This window comes from Ruegeria sp. YKSF131 (genome assembly GCF_059612645.1).
On record NZ_JBXWQZ010000020.1, the window covers coordinates 34,979 to 56,457 of the forward strand.

Genomic DNA, 21,479 nt, shown 5'->3' on the forward strand with positions numbered 1-21,479 from the left:
TTAGTCTTCTTGCCGAAGCGTGTTCCAATCGACGTGTGGCCCAATCTGTTCCAAGAATGTGGTGTCGATAAATCTATCTTTCCTCAGTTCCTTTTTGCATCGCTCTAGATACTCCTTGATGAAGCTAAACACTTCTTCGTTTGTGGCGTTCGCGGGAATGTTGAGATCTGCGGCGAGTTTATAAGTCTTGTACAAAAAGACTTTCCGTCTGGTTAAGACCGCACGTTTCTTTTCAGCGCTAAAATATTCACCAAGAACTTTTGACCCGCGAAAATAAAGCCGGATGTAGTCGATGATTTCGTTGAAATCCCACGTTCCGAACTTCAGCCGTTGATGTTCGACTCGCATTTTGCGATTCCGCGAAAGGATGTCTTCAGGAATGTCTGATCCTACTATTTCTCTCATGTCGCGATCAATCTTCGCGCTCAATTGTTGCTGGTACTTTTCTTCTTTCAAGCGATAGACCGGAACATCAAAAAATCTTTTGCCCCACATCGACAGGTTTTCCTAATTTGGTTTTCGTGACTACCTTTACCCCGGTTTCACACTTGCCGTCACATAGTTCACGCTTAAATCCCGGTCCGAAATCGACCAGCTCCACAGGATCGGGTTGAACACGAAACCCTTGCGGTCCACCGGCTCGACCCCCGCTTGGCGCAGCAGGTCGAACAACTCGTCAGGGGTGATGAACTTGTTCCACTCATGCGTGCCGCGCGGCAGCCAGCGCATTACCACCTCGGCCCCGAAAATAGCCATCGCATAAGATTTCGGGTTGCGGTTGATGGTTGAGCAGATCAGCAGCCCGCCGGGCCTGAGCAACTGCTGCGAGGCGGTCAGGAAACCCGCCGGGTCGGCCACATGCTCGACCACTTCCATGTTCAGGACCACGTCGAACTGCTCACCCGCGGCGGCCATGTCTTCGGCTGTGGTGTGGCGATAGTCGATCTGCAAACCGGACTGCTCGGCATGGATACGCGCAATAGGCAGGTTGCCTCCGGCGGCATCGGCCCCGACGACCTCGGCCCCCAGACGCGCCATCGGTTCGCTCAGCAGACCACCGCCACAACCGATATCCAACAGGCGCAGACCTTCGAACGGTTTCCGCACTTTCAGATCGCGGTCGAATTCACCGGCGATCTGCTGTGTGATATAATCCAAACGGCAAGGATTCAGCATGTGCAAGGGTTTGAATTTCCCATGAGGATCCCACCATTCCGCCGCCATCGCTTCGAATTTTGCGATCTCGGATGGATCCACCGTGTTCGGATGCGCTTGCATTCCTGTCTCCGTATGCTCTTTTACGCTTAAGGACTATATAGGGCCATAATGGACAAGTACCCGGACCAAAAGCGCGCAGTTCAATATCTGTACCCGCCGATCGACCCGTTCGACCAGCGTATGGTCGATATGGGCGACGGGCACCGTATCTATGTGGAACAATGCGGTAATCCCGAAGGCATACCGGTGCTGATCCTGCATGGCGGTCCGGGTGGCGGTTGCAGCCCTGCTATGCGCCGCTACTTTGATCCGCATGCGTACAGGGTGATTCTATTTGATCAGCGTGGGTGTGGCCGGTCGCGCCCCACGGCTTCGGTTGAAAACAACACGACTTGGCATTTAGTGGCCGACATTGAGCGGTTGCGCGAACTGTTCGAGATTGATGAATGGATAGCTTTTGGCGGCAGCTGGGGCGCGACGCTTGCGCTGATCTACGCGCAGTCGCATCCCGACAGGGTCAGCCGTTTGGTGCTGCGGGGCGTGTTTCTGGCAACTCAGGCTGAACTTGACTGGTTTTATGGCGGCGGAGTGGGGCGTTTCTGGCCGGAGCAGTGGCAGAAATTCACCGCGCTTTTGCCCGAGGCCGAGCTGAAGGACACCATCACCGCCTATAACAAACGCCTGTTCTCGGGGGACCGCGCGACCGAGACCCTGTATGCGCGGGCATGGTCGCACTGGGAAAATGCGCTGGCATCGATCCACACGAATGGATCAGTGGGCGAAAGTCCCGGCGAATACGCCCGTACATTTGCCCGGCTCGAGAATCACTATTTCTACAATAAGGTCTTCCTGGAAAAGGATGGGCAGATCCTAGATCAAATGGACCGGATCGCTCATATCCCGGGTCACATCGTGCAGGGGCGATACGACATGATTTGCCCGCCGCAGGCCGCCTGGTCGCTAAGCGAACGCTGGCCGAATGCTGAGATTAAGATGGTACGACAGGCCGGTCATGCGCTTTCTGAACCCGGGATCAGCGCAGAACTGATCCGGATCATGGATCGCGTGGCGGAGGGTTTGGCATGACACGCATCGACCGCCGTGCCTTGTTTGCTTCGGGTGCCGCCGCCGCGCTGCTTGCCGCGACAGGCGCGTCCCTGGCGGACAGACCCGAGAAAGGCGGCACGCTGCGATTGGCCGTGCCGCGCGACGACAGTCTTGAGCAGGTGGCACGCGGTGCGGTTTTCGACACGCTGACCGAGATCGCCCCAGATGGCACTTTGCGGGGCGAGCTTGCGACGGGCTGGCAAACCAACGCCGATGCGAAGGTCTGGAGCTTTGATCTGCGCAATGATGCGGTGTTCCACGACGGCGCGCCTTTGGACATCTCAGACGTTGCGACCGTATTGGCCGAAGTCGGGTATACCGAGGCATTGACCGCCAACCGTTTGCGGCTGGAACTGGCCGAGGCAAATCCGGGCCTTCCATTCCTTTTGGCGGAAAGTCGTTTTGCCATTGCCCGCAATGGCGAAGGCGTCACGCCGCTACACAGGGCCAACGGTACGGGTTGCTACCGTGTCGAGCGCGCCGAAGACGGGCGACATTTCCTGGGTCGCCGTGTTTCGGGACATTACAAGGACGGTCAGGCCGGTTGGGTCGATGCATTCGAAGTGATCGTTATTCCCGATGCCCGTGTCCGCGCCGAGGCATTGCGCGATGGCTACGTCGATATTGCGGCTTTCCCAGATCCGTCCGAGATCCGCAGTACGCGCGGTCTTCGCTTCCATCCTTCCGAGACCGATATGGCACTGGCCGTCTCTGGGACGGTGGGATTGCCGCGGCAGATTGCCGGACGCACGGTTCTGGACGACGGTCGTATCGCTGAACGGTGGTGGATCGTGTAATTCCGGGTGATACTTCTGTCGGGGGTTGCAGACTCGGATCATCCTGCGTATATGCAGTTTCAACAGCGGCGCGTTGGACTTCCGGTCCAAGGCTCCACCGGAAAATTCGACGGGCCGCGCGCCCGTTTTTTTGTGCCCGATTGACGGGGTAGAGAACCTGATGACAAACGACCTGATAGCCAAAGCTGCCATCGACCGGCGACTTGCCGAGATCATCACCCCGGTGATCGAAGACCTGGGGTATGAGCTGGTCCGTGTCCGGCTGATGAGTGGCAAGCAGACCACGCTGCAAATCATGGCTGACAAACCCGAAGGCGGCATCGAAGTGGATGACTGCGCCGAGATTTCGAATGCGGTCAGCGCCACCCTGGATGTGGAGGACCCGATCCTCGACGCCTATACGCTTGAGGTGTCCAGCCCCGGTATCGACCGCCCCCTGACGCGCCTCAAGGATTTTGAGACTTTTGAGGGGTATGAGGCCAAGATCGAAACCTCTGAACTGATCGATGGCCGCCGCCGGTTCAAAGGGGAACTGGCCGGGATCGAAGGGGAAGAGGTTCTGATCAATATTCCCGAAGGGTCCGAGACGATCACAATCGGCCTGCAATTCGACTGGCTGAGTGATGCCAAGCTGGTCCTGACCGATGATCTGATCAAAGAAATGCTGCGCCAGCGCAAAGATATGGGCGCCCTGAACGAAAAAGCTTTCGACGAGATTGAGACCGAAGGGTCCGAAGAGGAGACGAACTGATGGCAATTACCTCAGCCAACCAGCTGGAGCTGCTGCAGACTGCCGAGGCCGTGGCCCGCGAAAAGATGATCGACCCCGGTCTGGTTGTCGAAGCGATGGAGGAATCGCTCGCCCGCGCTGCCAAGAGCCGCTACGGCGCCGAGATGGACATTCGCGTGTCGATCGACCGCAAGACCGGCAAGGCGACATTCACCCGTGTGCGCACCGTGGTCGAGGATGACGAGCTTGAGAACTATCAGGCCGAATTCACCGTTGAACAGGCCAAACAGTACATGGAAGACCCGCAGGTCGGTGACGTTTTTGTTGAAGAAGTGCCGCCGGTCGAAATGGGTCGGATCGCGGCGCAGTCCGCCAAGCAAGTGATCCTGCAAAAGGTCCGCGAAGCCGAGCGTGATCGTCAGTATGAAGAATTCAAGGATCGTGCGGGCACCATCATCAACGGTGCCGTCAAGCGCGAAGAATTCGGCAATGTTATCGTCGATCTGGGCGGTGCCGAGGCCGTTCTGCGCCGCAACGACAAGATTGGGCGCGAAAGCTATCGCCCGAATGATCGTGTGCGCGCGTATATCAAGGAAGTCCGCCGCGAAGTGCGTGGCCACCAGATCTTCCTGTCGCGTACCGCTCCGGAATTCATGGCCGAGCTGTTCAAGATGGAAGTACCGGAAATCTATGACGGTATCATCGAGGTCAAGGCCGTGGCCCGTGACCCAGGTTCACGCGCCAAGATCGCCGTAATTTCCTATGACGGCTCGATTGATCCCGTTGGCGCTTGCGTTGGTATGCGCGGCAGCCGCGTACAGGCCGTTGTGAACGAACTGCAGGGTGAGAAGATTGACATCATCCCGTGGAACGAAGACCAACCGACCTTCCTGGTTAACGCGTTGCAACCTGCCGAGGTTTCGAAGGTTGTTCTGGACGAAGAAGCAGGCAAGATCGAGGTTGTGGTTCCTGAAGAGCAACTGTCTCTTGCAATCGGTCGTCGCGGTCAGAACGTGCGTCTGGCAAGCCAACTGACCGGCCTGGACATCGACATCATGACCGAAGCTGAAGAATCAGCACGCCGTCAGAAGGAATTCGAATCTCGTACCAAGCTGTTCATGGACAGTCTGGATCTGGACGAATTCTTTGCGCAGCTGCTGGTGTCCGAAGGCTTCACCAATCTCGAAGAAGTTGCCTATGTCGAGATTGATGAACTTCTGGTCATTGACGGCGTCGATGAAGGCACCGCGCAGGAACTTCAGACCCGGGCGCGTGAATTCCTGGAAGCCCAGGCCAAAGCCGCTCTGGATGCCGCGCGCGCACTGGGTGCCGAGGATAGCCTCATTGAATTCGAAGGCCTGACACCCCAGATGGTAGAGGCTCTGGCCAAGGACGATGTGAAGACGCTGGAAGACTTCGCAACCTGTGCAGACTGGGAACTGGCCGGTGGCTGGACCACAGTTGACGGTGAACGCGTCAAGGATGATGGCGTTCTGGAGCCCTTTGGCGTCACGCTCGAAGAAGCACAAGACATGGTCATGACTGCGCGTATCCTGTTGGGTTGGGTTGATCCGGCCGAGCTGGAGCAGGCGGAAGAAGACATCGACGACGACGCAGCAGACGAGGAGGTCGAGGCCTGATCTCAGGTCTCGGGTGGCGCGTATGGGTCGCGGTGGCGTCCATAAGGATCGGTCTGACGGACCCGAACGTAAGTGCATCGCCACAGGCGAGGTTCAGCCTAAATATGGCTTGATCCGCTTTGTGACGGGGCCGGACGGTCAGGTCTTTCCGGATGTCGCGGCAAAGTTGCCGGGGCGGGGCGTTTATGTGGCGGCGGATCGTGCCGCGCTGGACAAGGCCATTGGCAAGAAACTGTTTGCGCGGGGGTTCAAGGCACAGGTGACCGTGCCTCAGGACCTGACGGCAGAGGTTGAAAAACAGATCGCGCGCCGTGTGATTGAGTTGCTCAGTCTGGCGCGCAAGTCCGGCGACGCGGTTGCCGGGTATGAAAAGGTCAAGTCGTGGCTGGACCGGGAAGAGGCTCAGGTGCTGATTCAGGCCACTGATGGATCGGGGCGTGGCAAGTCGAAGCTCAGTACGCCGCACTTAGGAAAATACATCGGTTGGCTGACGGCAGACGAATTAGGGCAAGCATTTGGGCGCCAAACGGTGATTCATGCGGCCTTGGCCTCTGGCGGACTCGCCAAACGTGTTGTAGAGGAAGCGCAGCGCCTGCGTGGCTTGCGCGAAACGGATGACGGCGGCAAGGGCCGCGCGGAAGGGTAAGAAGCTTTATGAGCGATAGTGACGGCAAAAAGACATTGGGTCTTCGTGGCGGGGCACGCCCCGGAAATGTGAAACAGAGTTTCAGCCACGGACGCACCAAGAATGTCGTGGTGGAAACCAAACGCAAGCGCGTGGTGGTCCCCAAGCCGGGCGCGGCAAAGCCGGGTGGCGGTGCCGCCCCTTCGGGTGATCCGTCGCGTCGTCCCGCAGGTATTTCCGACGCGGAAATGGCGCGCCGTATGAAAGCTTTGCAGGCTGCCAAGGCCCGCGAGGTCGAAGAGGCCGCTGAACGCGAAGCCGCTGAAAAGGCACGCGAAGAAGAGCGCGTGCGCCGCCGTGCGGAACAGGAAGCGAAAGAGCGCGAGCAGCGTGAAGCCGAAGAGCGCGCCCGTCAGAAAGCCGAAGATGAAGAGCGCAAGCGCGTGGAGGCTGAAGAAGAAGCCAAGCGTGCTGCTGTTGCTGCTGTCGCTTCGCCGGCCCCTGAAGAAGCCAAAGCTGCACGTAGCCCGGCCAGCAAACCTGCGCCTGCAGCCGCGCCTCGCAAGCAGGATCGCGAACGCGAACAGCGCGGTCGTGGCAAGGGCCGCGAAGACAACCGTCGTTCAGGCAAGCTGACACTGGGTCAGGCCACTGGTGACGAAGGCAGCCGCCAGCGGTCGATGGCAGCGATGAAGCGCAAGCAGGAACGCGCCCGTCAGAAAGCCATGGGCGGTTCGGTCGAGCGTGAAAAGGTGATCCGCGACGTACAACTGCCTGAGGCGATCATGGTCTCGGAACTGGCCAACCGTATGGCCGAGCGTGTGGCTGACGTGGTCAAATCGTTGATGCAGATGGGTATGATGGTCACGCAAAACCAGACCATCGACGCTGATACTGCCGAACTGATCATCGAAGAGTTTGGCCATAAGGTCACACGCGTCTCTGATTCGGATGTTGAGGACGTCATCAAAGAGGTCGAAGACAGCGAAGACGATCTGAAGCCTCGTCCGCCCGTCATCACCATCATGGGTCACGTCGACCACGGGAAAACATCGCTGCTGGATGCAATCCGCGATGCGCGCGTTGTGGCTGGTGAGGCCGGTGGCATCACCCAGCATATCGGTGCCTATCAGGTGAAAACCGATGGTGGATCGACGCTGACATTCCTGGATACACCCGGCCACGCGGCGTTTACCTCGATGCGCTCGCGCGGTGCTCAGGTGACCGATATCGTGGTTCTGGTTGTCGCTGCCGATGACGCGGTCATGCCGCAGACAATCGAGGCGATCAATCACGCGAAGGCGGCCAAAGTGCCGATGATCGTGGCGATCAACAAGATCGACAAGCATGATGCAAATCCGGACAAGGTGCGCACCGATCTGTTGCAACACGAGGTGATCGTCGAGAAAATGTCGGGTGAGGTTCAGGACGTAGAAGTGTCCGCCATCACCGGTCAGGGTCTGGACGAGCTGCTGGAAGCCATCGCATTGCAGGCCGAGATTCTGGAACTGAAAGCCAACCCCGATCGCGCAGCCCAGGGTGCCGTGATCGAGGCGCAGCTGGATGTAGGCCGTGGTCCGGTCGCGACCGTTCTGGTTCAGAACGGCACGCTGCGTCAGGGCGATATCTTTGTTGTGGGTGAGCAGTACGGTAAGGTCCGTGCGCTGATCAATGACAAGGGTGAACGCGTTCAGGAAGCGGGTCCTTCGGTTCCGGTCGAGGTTCTGGGTCTCAATGGCACACCGGAAGCCGGTGACGTTCTGAACGTGACCGAGACTGAAGCACAGGCGCGCGAGATCGCCGCCTACCGCGAGCAGGCCGCCAAGGACAAACGCGCTGCCGCCGGTGCCGCTACCACCCTTGAGCAGCTGATGCAGAAGGCCAAGGAAGACGAAAGCGTCACCGAACTGCCGATTCTGATGAAAGCGGACGTGCAGGGTTCGGCTGAGGCCATCGTTCAGGCGATGGAGAAGATCGGCAACGACGAGGTACGCGTGCGCGTATTGCATTCGGGCGTGGGTGCAATCACCGAAACCGATGTCGGTCTTGCCGAGGCCTCGGGTGCTCCGATCCTGGGTTTCAACGTGCGGGCCAATGCGTCTGCCCGGAACACGGCAAACCAGAAAGGTGTCGAGATTCGCTATTACTCGGTTATCTACGATCTGGTGGACGACGTGAAAGCTGCCGCATCGGGTCTGTTGAGCGCCGAGATTCGCGAGAAGTTCATCGGTTACGCCGAAATCCGCGAAGTCTTTAAGGTCACCGGCGTTGGCAAGGTTGCCGGCTGTCTGGTTACCGAAGGTGTGGCGCGCCGTTCCGCCGGTGTCCGCCTGCTGCGCGACAACGTGGTGATTCACGAAGGCACGCTGAAAACACTGAAGCGTTTCAAGGACGAAGTGGCCGAGGTTCAGTCGGGTCAGGAATGCGGTATGGCATTCGAGAACTACGATGACATTCGCGCAGGCGACGTGATCGAAATCTTCGAGCGCGAAGAAGTCACCCGCACGCTGGACTAACCCGGCATAAGTTGAAAACGAAAAACAGCGACCCCCTTAGGCCGCTGTTTTCATTTGTCGAGGCGCTTATTTTGTTTGGGGCAGAAACGTAGCTGAATGCATGATGATATCGAAATGATGCATTCCTTGCGCGAGCATAAAGCTGACAGAGTGTCCGGACTTTCGCAGCCTTTCGGCATAGTCACGGCTTTGGCGAATGAACTCATCCGTATCCCGTTCGGCCACCGAAACATGGTATCGAGGACCGGGCCGGGGCAGATTGCGGATGGGTGACAGATCGTTGACCTCGACCGGTGTCAATTGCAGCGGATCGTTCACCGACATCAGGCTGATCGGTTCCAGGTCGTATATGCCGCTGATCAGAAGCACATCCCGCACCCGGAGCCCCGCTTTGGCAAGGGCGTCTGATGAGGTTGCCATCACCATCGCCGCCAGATGCGCGCCTGCACTGTGACCTGACAGGGTGATCCGCGACGGGTCGAACCCCAACTCCTCAGCCTGGGCCGCCAGCCACAACAACGCGTCACGGCACTCGTCGATCATGTCGCCAATCCGGGCATCGGGTGCCAGCGTGTAGTTCACAGTCGCAAAAGCTTGCCCGTGTTCCAACAGCCCCGGCGCCATCAGAGACGACTCATTCTGGCTGAGCGCCTGCCAGTACCCGCCGTGAATGAAGACGTGCAGGGGTGCCTTGTCATCGCGAGCGGGAAAGAAATCCAAAACTTGAAGGGGGCTGTCACCATAAGCCAGACTTTCCCGTACCGGAAAGTCGGCCCGCGCCTGAGCACTCAGCGCCTGATAACTGGCAAGATAGGGGCTCAGGTCGCCGCCGATCATTGTGCTGGGAGAGTACTCCCGCTCCAGATCGGATTGCGAAAATCCTCGATACAACATGTCTTAGTTCTGCCCGCTATACATCAATTCCGTACGCACGTCGTAAAGGTCGTGGAAAAACCGCAGCTCTAGCGCCTTTCGCAAAAAGGCCACGCCGCTTGAGCCACCAGTGCCAGGTTGCATCCCGATCACGCGCTCAACCGCGGTGGCATGGTCAAAGCGCCAGCGTTGAAACAAACTTTCCACATCCATCAGCTTTTCGGCCAAAGCATAAAGATCCCAGTATTTTTCAGTGTTTCGAAACACCTCCACCCAAATTTGCACCACGCGCGAATCGCCGGAATAGGGTTGGGCGTAATCGCGTTCGATCAGATCTTTGGGCACATCGAACCCTTGGCGGGCCAACATGTGCAACACCTCGTCATAAAGCGACGGTTTGGTCAGTGCGGCATTCAGCATCTCCATCACCTCTGGGTCATGCGTATGGACCTTCAGTGTTGAGGCATCCTTGTTGCCGAGAATGAATTCGATCTGCCGATACCCGTAGCTCTGAAACCCTGACGAGCTGCCAAGAGCCTGCCGAAACGTCATATAGTCGGCAGGCGTCATGGTCAGCAGGGTTTCCCAAGCCGCAATCAACTGCCGTTGAATGGCCTTGATTCGGTCGAGGTTTTTCATGGCTGGGCCAAATTCATCCTGTTGCAGAAAACGGCGCACCTCGACCAGTTGGTGGTGCATCAGTTTCAGCCACAGTTCGCTGACCTGATGGATAATAATGAACAGCATCTCGTCCGGCTGCGCAGGGTCCTGAAAGGTCTTTTGCAGATTCAGCAGCGTTTTGAGTTGCAGAAAATCTCCATAGCTTTTGCGATGTGTCTCGGCGAAATCAGTGATCAGAGTGTCTTCGACACCTCTTTGCAACAGACGATCGTCTTTGTTCTCGCCCATCTCATGCCTCCGTTGTGCGATCCTTGCACCTGTCTAGGCGTTGAGTTCGTAACTTTCCAGCGGGTTAGGTCCAGTCAAGGACAACCTTGCCTGAGAGGCCGGATTTCATCGCGGCAAAACCATCCGCGAAATCATCAACCGCAAAGCGATGCGTGATCACGCGGGACACATCCAAGCCATTTTGCAGCATGGCGATCATCTTGTACCAGGTCTCGAACATTTCGCGACCATAGACACCCTTGATTGTGATCGCCTTGAAAACGATACGCGACCAGTCGACTGGAGATTTCCCCGGCGGTATCCCCAGCAAGGCGATTTTCCCACCCATCACAAGCGCTTCGACCATCTGGTCAAGCGCGGCTTGTGAGCCGGACATTTCAAGCCCCACATCAAAGCCTTCTTTCATTCCTAGCTGTGCGATGACATCGTGCAAATCTTGTTTGGAAACATCAACGGTCCGCACCGACGGCACGACATGTTCCGAGAGTTTCAATCGTTCAGCGTTTATGTCGGTAATCACCACGTTACGGGCACCTGCATGGCGGGCAACGGCGGCGGCCATGATGCCAATGGGTCCTGCGCCGGTGATCAGGACATCTTCGCCCAGAAGATCGAAGCTTAACGCGGTGTGTACCGCATTGCCCAGCGGATCAAGGATTGCCCCGATCTCATCCGGGATATCATCCGGTAGGGGAACAACATTGAAGGCAGGCAGTTTCAGGTATTGCGCAAACGCGCCCTGTTCATTCACCCCGATCCCGCGCGTGCCGGGGTCGAGGTGAAACTTGCCTGCGCGGCTTTGACGGCTTTCAGTGCCGATCAGATGCCCTTCGCCGGAACAGCGCTGCCCAACGTTCAGGCCGGTTACGTTGCGCCCAATCTCAACGATTTCCCCAGCGAACTCATGACCAGTGATCATCGGAACCGGAACGGTGTGAGAGGCCCACTCATCCCAGTTCCAGATGTGAATGTCGGTACCGCAAATTCCGGTCTTGTTGATCTTGATCAGCACCTCATCCGGCCCGATTTCCGGGACCGGGGCCTGTACCATCCACAACCCCTCTTCGGGTTTCGACTTTTCCAGCGCTTTCATCGTGTTGGGTCGCATCAGATCACCCCCAGTTCCTTGCCGACTTTGCCAAAGGCCGCCAGAGCGCGGTCCAGTTCGTCCCGCGTCAGGGCGGCGTTCATCTGTGTTCTGATCCGCGCCTGCCCGCGGGGAACAACAGGAAAGAAGAAGCCCGAGACATACACGCCCTCGTCAAACAGCTTGGTGGCCATCTCTTGTGCCAGCGTCGCGTCGCCCAGCATGACAGGGATGATCGGATGTTCGCCGGGCAAAACGTCAAAGCCAAGCTTTTCCAAACCGGCACGCCAGTACTTTGCGTTTCCGAACAACTGCGCGCGTAGAATGTCGCCTTCTTCGACCAGGCGGATCGCCTCAATCCCTGCGGCGACGATGGATGGCGGCAGCGAGTTCGAGAAAAGATAGGGCCGCGCCCGCTGCCGCAGCAGGTCGATCACTGGCTGCGGCCCGGCGATGTAGCCGCCGATTGCCCCCCCAAGTGCCTTGCCCAAAGTTCCAGTCAGAATGTCGACATCAACACCAAAGTGATCCGGTGTTCCTGCACCGCGCGGCCCCATGAAGCCCGTTGCATGGCAATCATCGACCATCACGATGGCGTCGTATTTGTCAGCCAGTTCGCGAATTTTCGGCAGGTTGGCCAGATAGCCATCCATCGAGAACACGCCATCGGTTGCGATCATGATGTGACGCGCGCCATCCTCGCGCGCTTGCTTCAGCCACGCTTCCAGGTCGTTCATGTCATTGTTCAGATAGCGATAGCGCTTGGCCTTGCACAGCCGCACCCCGTCAATGATCGAGGCGTGGTTCAGACTGTCCGAAATGATGGCATCTTCAGGCCCCAGCAACGGTTCGAACAGCCCGCCATTGGCATCAAAGCAGGCCGCAAACAGGATCGCATCGTCCTTGTTCAGGAACTTCGCCAACCGCTGTTCCAGTTCACGGTGAATATCCTGCGTCCCGCAGATGAACCGGACCGAGGCCATACCGAATCCTTTCGGACCCATCGCATTTGTTGCGGCCTCGATCAGCGCGGGGTGATCCGCAAGACCCAGATAGTTGTTGGCGCACAGGTTGATCACCCGTTTGCCGCCAACCGTAATCTCACCGCCCTGAGGCGAGGTGATCATTCGTTCGCGCTTATACAGCCCCTCGGATTCGATCTGCGCGAGTGTGTCCGTGATGTGGGACAGGAATGCATCTGCCATGGCGACCTCCGTTCAACTGAGTCGCACGTCTAACATAGCGGATGGATTTCCCAAATAGGGGAATTTCAATATACAGGAAAATTTTCCGTGAAGGCGGAAATCTGCTGATGTTAGGCGTTCTTTACGATCAGAAACACCCGCGCTGGTTCTTTGGCCGAGATGGAATGCACGATATCCGCGGCATAGCGGGCGGTATCCCCTTGGCTCAGTTCCGACACGGCACTGCCCGATGTAACCTTGACGGCGCCTTCCAGCACGGTCAGCTGCTCACGCGCGCCGCGCGCATGGGGCTGGCTGTTCAAGGCCCCGCCTTTGTCGAACTCGATATCGTAAACCTCATGACCTCCGGCCTCTTCCGGCGGGGACAGGATGCGAATGCGGCAGTTCTGCCCCATATTGTCGATGCTGGGCACTTCGGACGCGCGCAGCACCTCGATCTGATCACTGGCTTTTGAACCTTCCAGAAGACCGGCAAAATCCACCTGTAGCGCACGGGTCAGGTTCCAGAGGGTCGAGATCGTCGGGCTACTTTCCCCGCGTTCGATCTGGCTAACCATGGATCTGGACACGCCACTCAGGTTTGCGACTGCTTCCAGCGAAAGTCCTTTGGCCCGGCGTGCGTTTTTCAGGCGGGCGGGCAAAAGGTTCAGGATATCGTCTGTGTTCTCCGTCATGACGGAATCCATGCGTGTTGGGACCCCGCTTGTCAATTCCATCCGTGACGGCACGTCCTATAGGACAGGATCATGCTGCATGTGCATACTGACGACGATTCCAAGAGGAGAAAGACATGACAGACATCGTATTGTTGGATGGTGCGCGCACCGCGATTGGAACTTTTGGTGGCGCACTTGCGTCAACCGCGCCCATTGATCTGGCGACGGTGGTCACCGAAGCGGCCTTGGAGCGGTCAGGGGTAGAAGGTGCTCAAATCGGGCATGTTGTGTTTGGTCATGTCATCAACACCGAGCCTCGGGACATGTACCTGTCGCGCGTTGCCGCGATGCAGGCCGGGATTCCGAACGGCACCCCTGCGATGAATGTAAACCGACTGTGTGGTTCAGGCGCACAGGCGATCGTGTCGGCAATGCAGTCCTTGACGCTTGGCGATGCCGATTTTGCCGTGGCAGGTGGGGCAGAAAGCATGTCGCGAAGCCCTTACATTGTTCCACAGGCACGCTGGGGCGCGAAAATGGGTGATGTCACATCACTGGACATGATGCTGGGTGCGTTGAACTGCCCCTTTGGCACAGGGCACATGGGTGTGACGGCCGAGAACGTTGCCGATGAACACCAGATCAGCCGTGAACAGATGGACGAATTCGCCCTTGCCAGCCAGACCCGCGCTGCCGCCGCAATTGAAGCCGGATATCTCGAAAGCCAGATCGTGCCCGTTCAGGTGAAGGTCAAGCGGGACATGGTGGATTTCAAAGTTGATGAGCATCCCAAAGCGACGACCGCCGAAGCGCTGGCCGGGTTGCGACCTGTGTTCAAGAAAGATGGGCGTGTAACGGCAGGCAATGCCTCGGGCATCAACGATGGCGCGGCGGCGATGGTTCTGGCAACGGCGGATGCGGCGGAAAAGGCCGGGTTGAAGCCAAAAGCGCGTGTAATCGGCTATGCACATGCTGGCGTGCGCCCCGAAGTCATGGGTATTGGCCCGGTACCGGCCGTGCAAAACCTGCTCAGGAAGACGGGTCTTTCGGTGGAAGATTTCGATGTGATCGAAAGCAACGAAGCATTTGCCGCGCAGGCGCTGGCCGTCAATCAGGAGCTTGGGTTGGATGCAGCGAAAGTGAACCCGAATGGAGGTGCGATTGCACTGGGACATCCTGTCGGTGCGACGGGTGCCATCATTACCATGAAGACACTTTACGAGTTGGAGCGTACAGGTGGATCAAAAGGGTTGATCACCATGTGTATTGGTGGCGGTCAGGGGATAGCCATTGCCATCGAGCGGCTCTGATCCAGGTTTGGGCAAGGGGGGCTGTCTGCCCCCCCCCATCGCGCAAGGCGCGATTCCCCCCGAGGATGTTTTCAGCCAGATGAAGCTGCGGATCACAACCAGCCGAGTGTCGTGATCAACAAAACTATGGCTGCGCCGGCAACTGCACCGAGAGCGGCTGGCAGGATTTTTGGCAAAAGACCCGAGTTTTCCGGTTCTTCTTTGTGTGTCTGTGCAATCAACGCGTTTTCGACCAATGTCGGCAGGCGCGGACCAAAGCGTGCCAGAACCAAAGCGGTTTTGGCAAAGTCACGAAGCGCGGCGCGCGGGCCGATGGATTGTTTAATGTAATCTTCGACCACGGGGCGGGCGACTTCCCAGATATTGATGTGGTCATCCAGTGACCGGGCAACGCCTTCAACCACGACCATCGTCCGCTGTAGGAGGATCAGCTCGGTACGGGTCTCCATGCCAAAACGCTCTGTCACTTCGAACAGATAGCTTAGCAAACGGCCCATCGAAATATGCGAGGCATCCATACCGAAGATCGGTTCGCCAACCGCACGCAGGGCGCGGGCGAATTCATCGACGTCCTGATGTGCAGGAACGTAACCGGCTTCGAAATGCACTTCGGCCACGCGCTTGTAGTCGCGGCGGATGAAACCGAACAGGATCTCGGCATAGACCCGGCGCGTGTATTCGTCGATATGGCCCATGATACCGTAATCATAAGCGATGATGTCACCGTTGGCGGCGACTTTTAGGTTGCCCTGATGCATATCGGCGTGGAAATAGCCGTCGCGCAAGGCGTGAAGAAGGAACAGACGCAGCACACGTTCAGCCAGGTCGCGGCGATCGTGGCCTGCGGCGTCCAGTGCGTCATTTTCACCCAATGCAACACCGTCGGCCCAGCTGAGTGTCATCACGCGCCGTGCCGACAGTGACCACAAGACGGGCGGCAGCCAGAACCCTGTGTCGTCTTTTGTGTTGGCCGCGTACTCCGAGGCGGCAGCGCTTTCCAGACGCAGATCCAGTTCGCCCCGAACAACGCCGTCGAAATGTTCAATGACCTCCATGGGCCTCAGACGACGGGCACCGGGGGCGAAAAGCTGCACGATGCGAGCGGCGAAATAAAATGCATCCACATCCTTACGAAATGCGCGCTCGATCCCCGGGCGCAGAACTTTGACGGCGACATCTTCGCCTGTGCTAACCAGTTTGGCTTTGTGGACCTGAGCGATGGATGCGGCTGCAATAGGTTCACTGAACTCAGAGAACACGTCCGCCACTGGCTGTCCAAGTTCCTTTTCAACCTCGGCCATGGCTTTTGTCCGGGAAAAAGGCGGGAGTTTGTCCTGTAGGACACGTAACTGTTCTGCCAGTTCGTTGCCGACGACATCAGGGCGGGTGGAAAGCACCTGCCCAAATTTGATATATGCCGGACCCAAAGCGGTCAGGGCACGGGTTGCGGGTGGCATCTGCGGGTCGCCTTTGTAGCCCAGCCACTGAAACGGTTTGCCCAAAGCATGAGCGATGACGCGAAGCGGGCGCGGGGCTTCGAATGCATCCAGCACGACATTCATGGCACCGGTGCGCTCAAGCGTGGCACCCGTTCGGATCAGGCGGATGATATTATGTGGGCCACGCATGTGTCAGATTTTCCAGCCGGAATGCAGCGCGGCGATACCCATGCTGAGATTGCGGTATTTGGCGTTTTCGAAGCCAGCAGTTCGGACCATGTTCAGGAAGGTTTCCTGATCAGGAAACTTACGGATCGACTCCACCAGATACTGATAGCTGTCGTAATCATTCGCGATCAGCTTCCCCATGCGTGGAATGACATTGAAACTGTAGAGGTCATAGAGCTTTTGCAACCCGTCATTGGGAAGCTGACTGAACTCCAGCACCATCAGGCGGCCACCGGGTTTCAGCACGCGAAAGGCTTCGTTCAGGGCCTCTTGCGGGCGGGTCACGTTCCGGATGCCGAACGAGATCGTGTAGACGTCAAAGGTGTTGTCCTCGAACGGCAGGGCCATGGCATCGCCCACCACCCAGTTCAGGCTGTCGGCCATCTGGTCGGCTTCGGCGCGTTGCCGGCCTTCGACCAGCATGGGTTCCGTCAGATCAAGAACCGTGGCATGGCCATAGCCTGCACGTTTCAGAAAGCGAAAGGAAATGTCACCGGTTCCGCCCGCAACATCCAGCAAACGCTGACCGGGACGCGGAGCTAGCCAGTCCATCATCGCGTCTTTCCAGACCCGGTGGATACCCATCGACATGACATCGTTCATCACGTCATATTTCGAGGCGACCGAGTTGAACACGCCCTGCACGCGCCCGGCCTTGTCAGCCTCGCGTACGGTTTCGAACCCGAAATGAGTGGTGTTGTCGCTGTTGTCGGACATAAGCCTTGCCGTTTGTCGAATTTCGCTTCTGTTATAGGGCTCTGGAAGCGGGGCACAATGCGGCCCTTTGGAATAGGAGCCCTGTAATGCCAGAATTGCCCGAGGTCGAGACCGTAAGACGCGGCCTGAGCCTTGCGATGGAGGGGGTCGAGATCGAACGCGCCGATGTGAATCGCCCGGATCTGCGCTGGCCATTTCCCGAACGCATGGCAGAACGGCTGACCGGGCAGCGCGTGGATCGGTTACGGCGGCGATCAAAATATATCCTGGCCGATCTCAGCAGCGGCGAGACATTGTTGATCCATCTGGGGATGTCCGGGCGAATGACGGTGTCAGGGGATCCACTAGGTCATTTCCTGCGCGAACATCCTGCCGCTGAGAAACATGACCATGTTGTTTTTCACATGGCCAACGGGACGCGTATCACCTTTAACGATCCACGCCGGTTCGGAGCGATGGACCTGCTGCCCACAGCCACAGCCGAGGATCACAAGCTTCTGGCGGTTCTGGGACCAGAGCCCTTGGGCAATGATTTCCACGAGCAACACCTGATTGAGGCGCTCAAAGGCAGGAATACCCCAGTCAAATCAGCCCTGCTGGATCAGGGAATCGTTGCCGGATTGGGGAATATCTATGTTTGCGAAGCGCTTTATCGCGGCAAGGTGTCGCCACGTCGCAAAGCAGGGCAAATTTCTGCGACGCGTGTCGCATCGCTGGTTCCCATCATTCGGAAGGTGTTGCAGGACGCGATCCAAGCAGGCGGATCATCCCTGCGGGATTTCCGGCAAGCTGATGGAGAACTTGGATATTTTCAGCACAGTTTTGATGTCTACGGTCGTGAAGGTAAGCCCTGCCGAACCGAGGGTTGCAATGGTCTGATCCAGAGAATCACCCAGTCCGGTCGCTCATCCTTCTACTGTGCGCAATGCCAAAGATAGCTTGATCCAGAGAATTCGCGTGGTAAGGACTCGTAACTGAACGGAACAACCGGAAGCTTTTTTCTCATGGCTTTTGAGACGATCATCGTCGAAATCGAAGACCACGTCGCCCTAATCAAACTCGACAGACCAGATGCGTTGAATGCGCTGAACTCCCAGTTGCTGGGTGAGTTGTGTACCGCGCTGGAAGAGGCGGACAGCAACGACAAGGTGCGTTGCATCGTCATCACCGGATCGGACAAGGCCTTTGCCGCAGGCGCGGACATCAGGGAAATGTCCGAGATGAGCTTTGTCGATGTCTACACAACCAACCTTTTTGCTGATGCAAACGATCGGGTTTCCGCTATTCGCAAACCGATCATCGCCGCGGTCGCGGGCTATGCTCTGGGTGGGGGATGCGAGTTGGCAATGCTTTGCGATTTCATCATTGCTGCGGACACTGCAAAATTCGGCCAGCCTGAAATCAACCTTGGCGTCATAGCCGGGTTGGGCGGCACCCAGCGTTTGACGCGCTTTGTCGGCAAGTCCAAGGCGATGGACATGAACCTGACTGGGCGGTTCATGGACGCGGACGAAGCTGAGCGCTCTGGTTTGGTCAGCCGGGTCGTACCGGCTAAGAAGCTGATCGAAGAAGCCGTCGGCGCGGCGCAAAAAATAGCCGAGAAATCGGCACTTACGGCAGCGGCGGCAAAAGAAGCGGTCAATCGCAGTTACGAGCTTCCGCTGAGTGAAGGTATGCTGTTTGAGCGTCGGGTCTTCCATTCCATGTTTGCCACCGAAGACCAGAAAGAGGGCATGGCGGCGTTTCTTGAAAAGCGGGCTGCGCAGTTTCGCGACAAGTAAATCGCAAGAGATTAATGAAAGGCGGGTGTTGCCCGCCTTTTCTTTGCCGGGTCTGTGAGATCCAAGAATCGGCTTGGCAATCCTTAAAATGTTCGGTAATGAGCGCCGCAATACATGCGCGTGCGGCCCGCTTGGCCCGACTCACACTCGTGATTTCTGATCCGGTGCGGATATATCCGTGGCGCGCAACCCTTGATAACCGTACCGAACGAAGGTCAGAGACACATGGCAAATTCGCCCCAGGCAAAGAAACGCGCCCGTCAGAACGAAAAGCGTTTCGCTGTTAACAAAGCGCGTCGTTCGCGCATCCGCACCTACCTGCGTAAAGTCGAAGAAGCGATTGCATCCGGTGACAAAGATGCGGCAACCGCAGCACTGCGCGCCGCCCAGCCCGAGCTGATGCGCGGCGTCACCAAAGGCGTGTTCCACAAGAACACTGCTGCGCGTAAAATGTCGCGCCTGTCGGCCCGGGTCAAAGCTCTGGGTTGAAGCCTGCGGGTTACCCTAGGTCAAGTCAGCAAGGCTGAACTAATGTCAAAGGCGCTGCGCATTGCGGCGCCTTTTTTCGTGTTGCCGGAATACCGCGCCTTCACGAAACCGAGAGATTCTTTCGACCAAAGACCCGAGTCAATATCAGAGTTTCGTTGCCGCGCCCCATTTCAAGTTGCTACCACTGATGTCAGCGATTCACTCGCTTGGGGGGACAGGCTGTTTACTCGATCGGACTGACGGGCATCAGATCGATCAGGAAACATTCGTCGACGACTGGCGCAAGCTGGGCTGCCGATCTGCCGCGAAGTCCGGATTATCCGGGATTCTCGGCCCTGTCTGAAAATTGAGATTGTGACGTGCAGCCCGAGTTTCGGGACGCTCATTTATTGTTGAGCGTCGAAAATCCGGGTGCACCGAACTTTCAGGGGCAATCCCGCCAAGCCGTTAGGTTTGGCGACAGGTTCCCTTTGGGCGTGTGAATGCAAGACCGGGCAACCGGCTTCGTATGATAAGGCCGACAGGCCAATAAGAATGGGATGCGTGAGGCGCTGAATGACACAAGAGAAATGGGGACTACTGCGTAACAAATTGCTGAAGGCTGTCGGTCGGAATAATTACACCACATGGATCGAGCCTCTGGAATTTAAAGAGCTGCAGGATGGTGTGGCGGTTTTTTCCGTGCCAACGAACTTTATGGGGAACTACGTCAGCCAGAATTTTGCGGACCTCATCTTGTACGAGCTGAATACGGCTGGGGAAACCGTTCAGCGTCTGGACTTCCGTGTTGCTGCCAACTCGCCCGCGCGTCCCAAGCCCGCAGCCAAGGTGGTCACCGAAACTCAGCCAGAGCCGGTACCCTTAGCGGCGACGGATAGTGCGCAGAACGCTTTGGAGTCGTTGCAGGCCGCGCCGCTCGATTCACGTTTCACCTTTGACAGTTTTGTGGTGGGCAAACCCAACGAGCTGGCCCATGCTGCCGCGCGCCGTGTGTCCGAAGGTGGCCCGGTAACATTCAACCCGCTTGTTCTGTATGGTGGAGTGGGTCTGGGTAAGACCCACCTGATGCACGCAATTGCCTGGGAGCTGAAAACCAAGCATCCGGAACTGAATGTCCTGTACCTGTCAGCCGAACAGTTCATGTATCGCTTCGTGCAGGCCCTGCGGGAACGCCGGATGATGGATTTCAAACATTTGTTCCGTTCGGTCGATGTGTTGATGGTCGATGACGTGCAGTTCATTGCCGGAAAGGATTCTACTCAGGAAGAGTTTTTCCATACGTTCAATGCGCTGGTGGATCAGAACAAGCAGATCATCATCTCGGCCGACCGCGCCCCGGGCGAAATCAAGGATCTGGAAGATCGTGTAAAGTCCCGCCTTCAATGTGGTTTGGTCGTTGACCTGCATCCGACCGACTATGAATTGCGTCTGGGCATTCTTCAGAACAAGGTCCAGCAATATAGCAGTTCCTATCCCGACCTGACGATTGCAGATGGCGTCCTTGAATTTTTGGCTCATCGTATCTCGACCAATGTCCGCGTGCTGGAAGGTGCTCTGACACGTCTGTTTGCCTTTGCCTCGTTGGTTGGACGCGAGATCGACATGGAGCTGACGCAGGATTGTCTGGCAGATGTCCTGCGCGCATCCGAGCGTAAGATCACGGTTGAAGAGATTCAGCGGAAAGTATCCGAATACTACAACATCCGCATGTCTGATATCATCGGTCCCAAGCGCCTGCGATCCTACGCGCGCCCTCGTCAGGTGGCGATGTATCTGTGCAAGCAGCTGACCAGCCGGTCGCTGCCAGAGATCGGCCGCCGGTTCGGCGGGCGCGACCACACCACGGTCATGCATGGCGTCAAGCGCATTGAAGAGCTGAAACTGACCGATGGTCAGATCGCTGAAGACGTGGAAATGCTGCGCCGTTCTCTCGAAGCCTGAACCGGGCCAGTAGTGCTAAGAAACGCTCCGGACTTCTGTGCCGGAGTGTTTTTTGTGCGTAAGAATCCACGGTTGCACCAGAACTGAGGCGTGTGGGGCACGCCGCACTTGACGGTTGGTGCATTCCAACCCAGAAATCCGTAAAAAATCCTTGTGCCTCGGGGTGGAACCGCTAACGTGCCAGTCCCGCCCATGTCGGTACGCAAGTCAG

The 21,479-nt window shown here is 57.4% G+C and carries 20 protein-coding genes; 11 read left to right on the top strand and 9 right to left on the bottom strand.

The genetic code is table 11. From position 1 onward, the window contains the following. Complete coding sequence (locus AC2FLZ_RS09465; protein WP_496882117.1) at positions 1-495, bottom strand: hypothetical protein; 495 nt, start codon at positions 493-495, stop codon at positions 1-3. Between the two features lie 36 nt (positions 496-531). Further along, complete coding sequence (gene ubiG / locus AC2FLZ_RS09470) at positions 532-1,278, bottom strand: bifunctional 2-polyprenyl-6-hydroxyphenol methylase/3-demethylubiquinol 3-O-methyltransferase UbiG (RefSeq protein WP_480555269.1); 747 nt, start codon at positions 1,276-1,278, stop codon at positions 532-534. Between the two features lie 48 nt (positions 1,279-1,326). On the opposite strand from ubiG, the gene pip reads away from it, so the two are divergent. From pip to infB, 6 genes are all read left to right on the top strand, one after another. Continuing rightward, positions 1,327-2,304, top strand: a complete 978-nt coding sequence (gene pip, locus AC2FLZ_RS09475; protein ID WP_496882118.1) for a prolyl aminopeptidase — start codon at positions 1,327-1,329, stop codon at positions 2,302-2,304. Beyond that, on the top strand, positions 2,301-3,122 hold the full coding sequence (locus tag AC2FLZ_RS09480; protein WP_496882119.1) for an ABC transporter substrate-binding protein: 822 nt from the start codon (positions 2,301-2,303) through the stop codon (positions 3,120-3,122). The genes pip and AC2FLZ_RS09480 overlap by 4 nt, the downstream gene beginning before the upstream one ends. Before the next feature lie 160 nt (positions 3,123-3,282). Next, complete coding sequence (rimP, locus tag AC2FLZ_RS09485) at positions 3,283-3,873, top strand: ribosome maturation factor RimP (protein WP_480606548.1); 591 nt, start codon at positions 3,283-3,285, stop codon at positions 3,871-3,873. Beyond that, a complete protein-coding gene (nusA, locus tag AC2FLZ_RS09490) occupies positions 3,873-5,492 on the top strand; it encodes a transcription termination factor NusA (protein WP_480555264.1) in 1,620 nt (539 codons plus the stop codon). Before rimP ends, nusA begins: the two co-directional genes overlap by 1 nt. A gap of 22 nt (positions 5,493-5,514) precedes the next feature. After that, on the top strand, positions 5,515-6,138 hold the full coding sequence (locus AC2FLZ_RS09495; RefSeq protein WP_480474799.1) for an RNA-binding protein: 624 nt from the start codon (positions 5,515-5,517) through the stop codon (positions 6,136-6,138). Between the two features lie 8 nt (positions 6,139-6,146). Continuing rightward, on the top strand, positions 6,147-8,633 hold the full coding sequence (gene infB / locus AC2FLZ_RS09500) for a translation initiation factor IF-2 (RefSeq protein WP_480555262.1): 2,487 nt from the start codon (positions 6,147-6,149) through the stop codon (positions 8,631-8,633). 66 nt (positions 8,634-8,699) lie between these two features. Here the strand turns inward: infB and AC2FLZ_RS09505 are convergent, their stop codons facing one another. From AC2FLZ_RS09505 to AC2FLZ_RS09525, 5 genes are all read right to left on the bottom strand, one after another. Beyond that, a complete protein-coding gene (locus AC2FLZ_RS09505; RefSeq protein WP_480555260.1) occupies positions 8,700-9,527 on the bottom strand; it encodes an alpha/beta hydrolase in 828 nt (275 codons plus the stop codon). A gap of 3 nt (positions 9,528-9,530) precedes the next feature. Continuing rightward, positions 9,531-10,415, bottom strand: coding sequence for a tryptophan 2,3-dioxygenase (locus AC2FLZ_RS09510; RefSeq protein WP_480494561.1), 885 nt, complete (start codon positions 10,413-10,415; stop codon positions 9,531-9,533). A 64-nt stretch (positions 10,416-10,479) separates the two neighbouring features. Beyond that, positions 10,480-11,508 (bottom strand): L-threonine 3-dehydrogenase, encoded by a 1,029-nt coding sequence (tdh, locus tag AC2FLZ_RS09515; protein WP_480476882.1) that lies wholly within the window; start codon positions 11,506-11,508, stop codon positions 10,480-10,482. A 14-nt stretch (positions 11,509-11,522) separates the two neighbouring features. Beyond that, complete coding sequence (locus AC2FLZ_RS09520; RefSeq protein WP_480606558.1) at positions 11,523-12,707, bottom strand: glycine C-acetyltransferase; 1,185 nt, start codon at positions 12,705-12,707, stop codon at positions 11,523-11,525. A 110-nt stretch (positions 12,708-12,817) separates the two neighbouring features. After that, positions 12,818-13,381, bottom strand: coding sequence for a helix-turn-helix domain-containing protein (locus tag AC2FLZ_RS09525; protein WP_480606561.1), 564 nt, complete (start codon positions 13,379-13,381; stop codon positions 12,818-12,820). Between the two features lie 116 nt (positions 13,382-13,497). Here AC2FLZ_RS09525 and AC2FLZ_RS09530 point away from each other — a divergent pair, with 116 nt between their 5' ends. Next, on the top strand, positions 13,498-14,673 hold the full coding sequence (locus AC2FLZ_RS09530; RefSeq protein ID WP_496882120.1) for an acetyl-CoA C-acyltransferase family protein: 1,176 nt from the start codon (positions 13,498-13,500) through the stop codon (positions 14,671-14,673). A gap of 92 nt (positions 14,674-14,765) precedes the next feature. Here AC2FLZ_RS09530 and ubiB read toward each other — a convergent pair whose 3' ends face one another. After that, complete coding sequence (ubiB, locus tag AC2FLZ_RS09535) at positions 14,766-16,301, bottom strand: 2-polyprenylphenol 6-hydroxylase (RefSeq protein ID WP_496808985.1); 1,536 nt, start codon at positions 16,299-16,301, stop codon at positions 14,766-14,768. Positions 16,302-16,304: 3 nt separating this feature from the next. Next, the gene (gene ubiE / locus AC2FLZ_RS09540) at positions 16,305-17,057 is read right to left on the bottom strand and encodes a bifunctional demethylmenaquinone methyltransferase/2-methoxy-6-polyprenyl-1,4-benzoquinol methylase UbiE (RefSeq protein ID WP_480474807.1); all 753 of its coding nucleotides are present in this window, start codon (positions 17,055-17,057) and stop codon (positions 16,305-16,307) included. An 86-nt stretch (positions 17,058-17,143) separates the two neighbouring features. Between ubiE and mutM the strand changes: the two genes are divergently transcribed. The 4 genes from mutM to dnaA all read left to right on the top strand — a co-directional run bounded on the left by mutM (position 17,144) and on the right by dnaA (position 21,268). Next, on the top strand, positions 17,144-17,995 hold the full coding sequence (gene mutM, locus AC2FLZ_RS09545; protein WP_496715551.1) for a bifunctional DNA-formamidopyrimidine glycosylase/DNA-(apurinic or apyrimidinic site) lyase: 852 nt from the start codon (positions 17,144-17,146) through the stop codon (positions 17,993-17,995). Between the two features lie 66 nt (positions 17,996-18,061). Continuing rightward, positions 18,062-18,838: an acryloyl-CoA hydratase gene (gene acuK, locus AC2FLZ_RS09550; RefSeq protein ID WP_480474809.1), complete on the top strand. Its 777-nt coding sequence runs from the start codon at positions 18,062-18,064 to the stop codon at positions 18,836-18,838. A gap of 225 nt (positions 18,839-19,063) precedes the next feature. Beyond that, on the top strand, positions 19,064-19,327 hold the full coding sequence (rpsT, locus tag AC2FLZ_RS09555) for a 30S ribosomal protein S20 (RefSeq protein WP_039541017.1): 264 nt from the start codon (positions 19,064-19,066) through the stop codon (positions 19,325-19,327). 555 nt (positions 19,328-19,882) lie between these two features. Next, complete coding sequence (dnaA, locus tag AC2FLZ_RS09560) at positions 19,883-21,268, top strand: chromosomal replication initiator protein DnaA (protein ID WP_480488104.1); 1,386 nt, start codon at positions 19,883-19,885, stop codon at positions 21,266-21,268. The last annotated feature ends 211 nt before the right edge of the window (positions 21,269-21,479 follow it).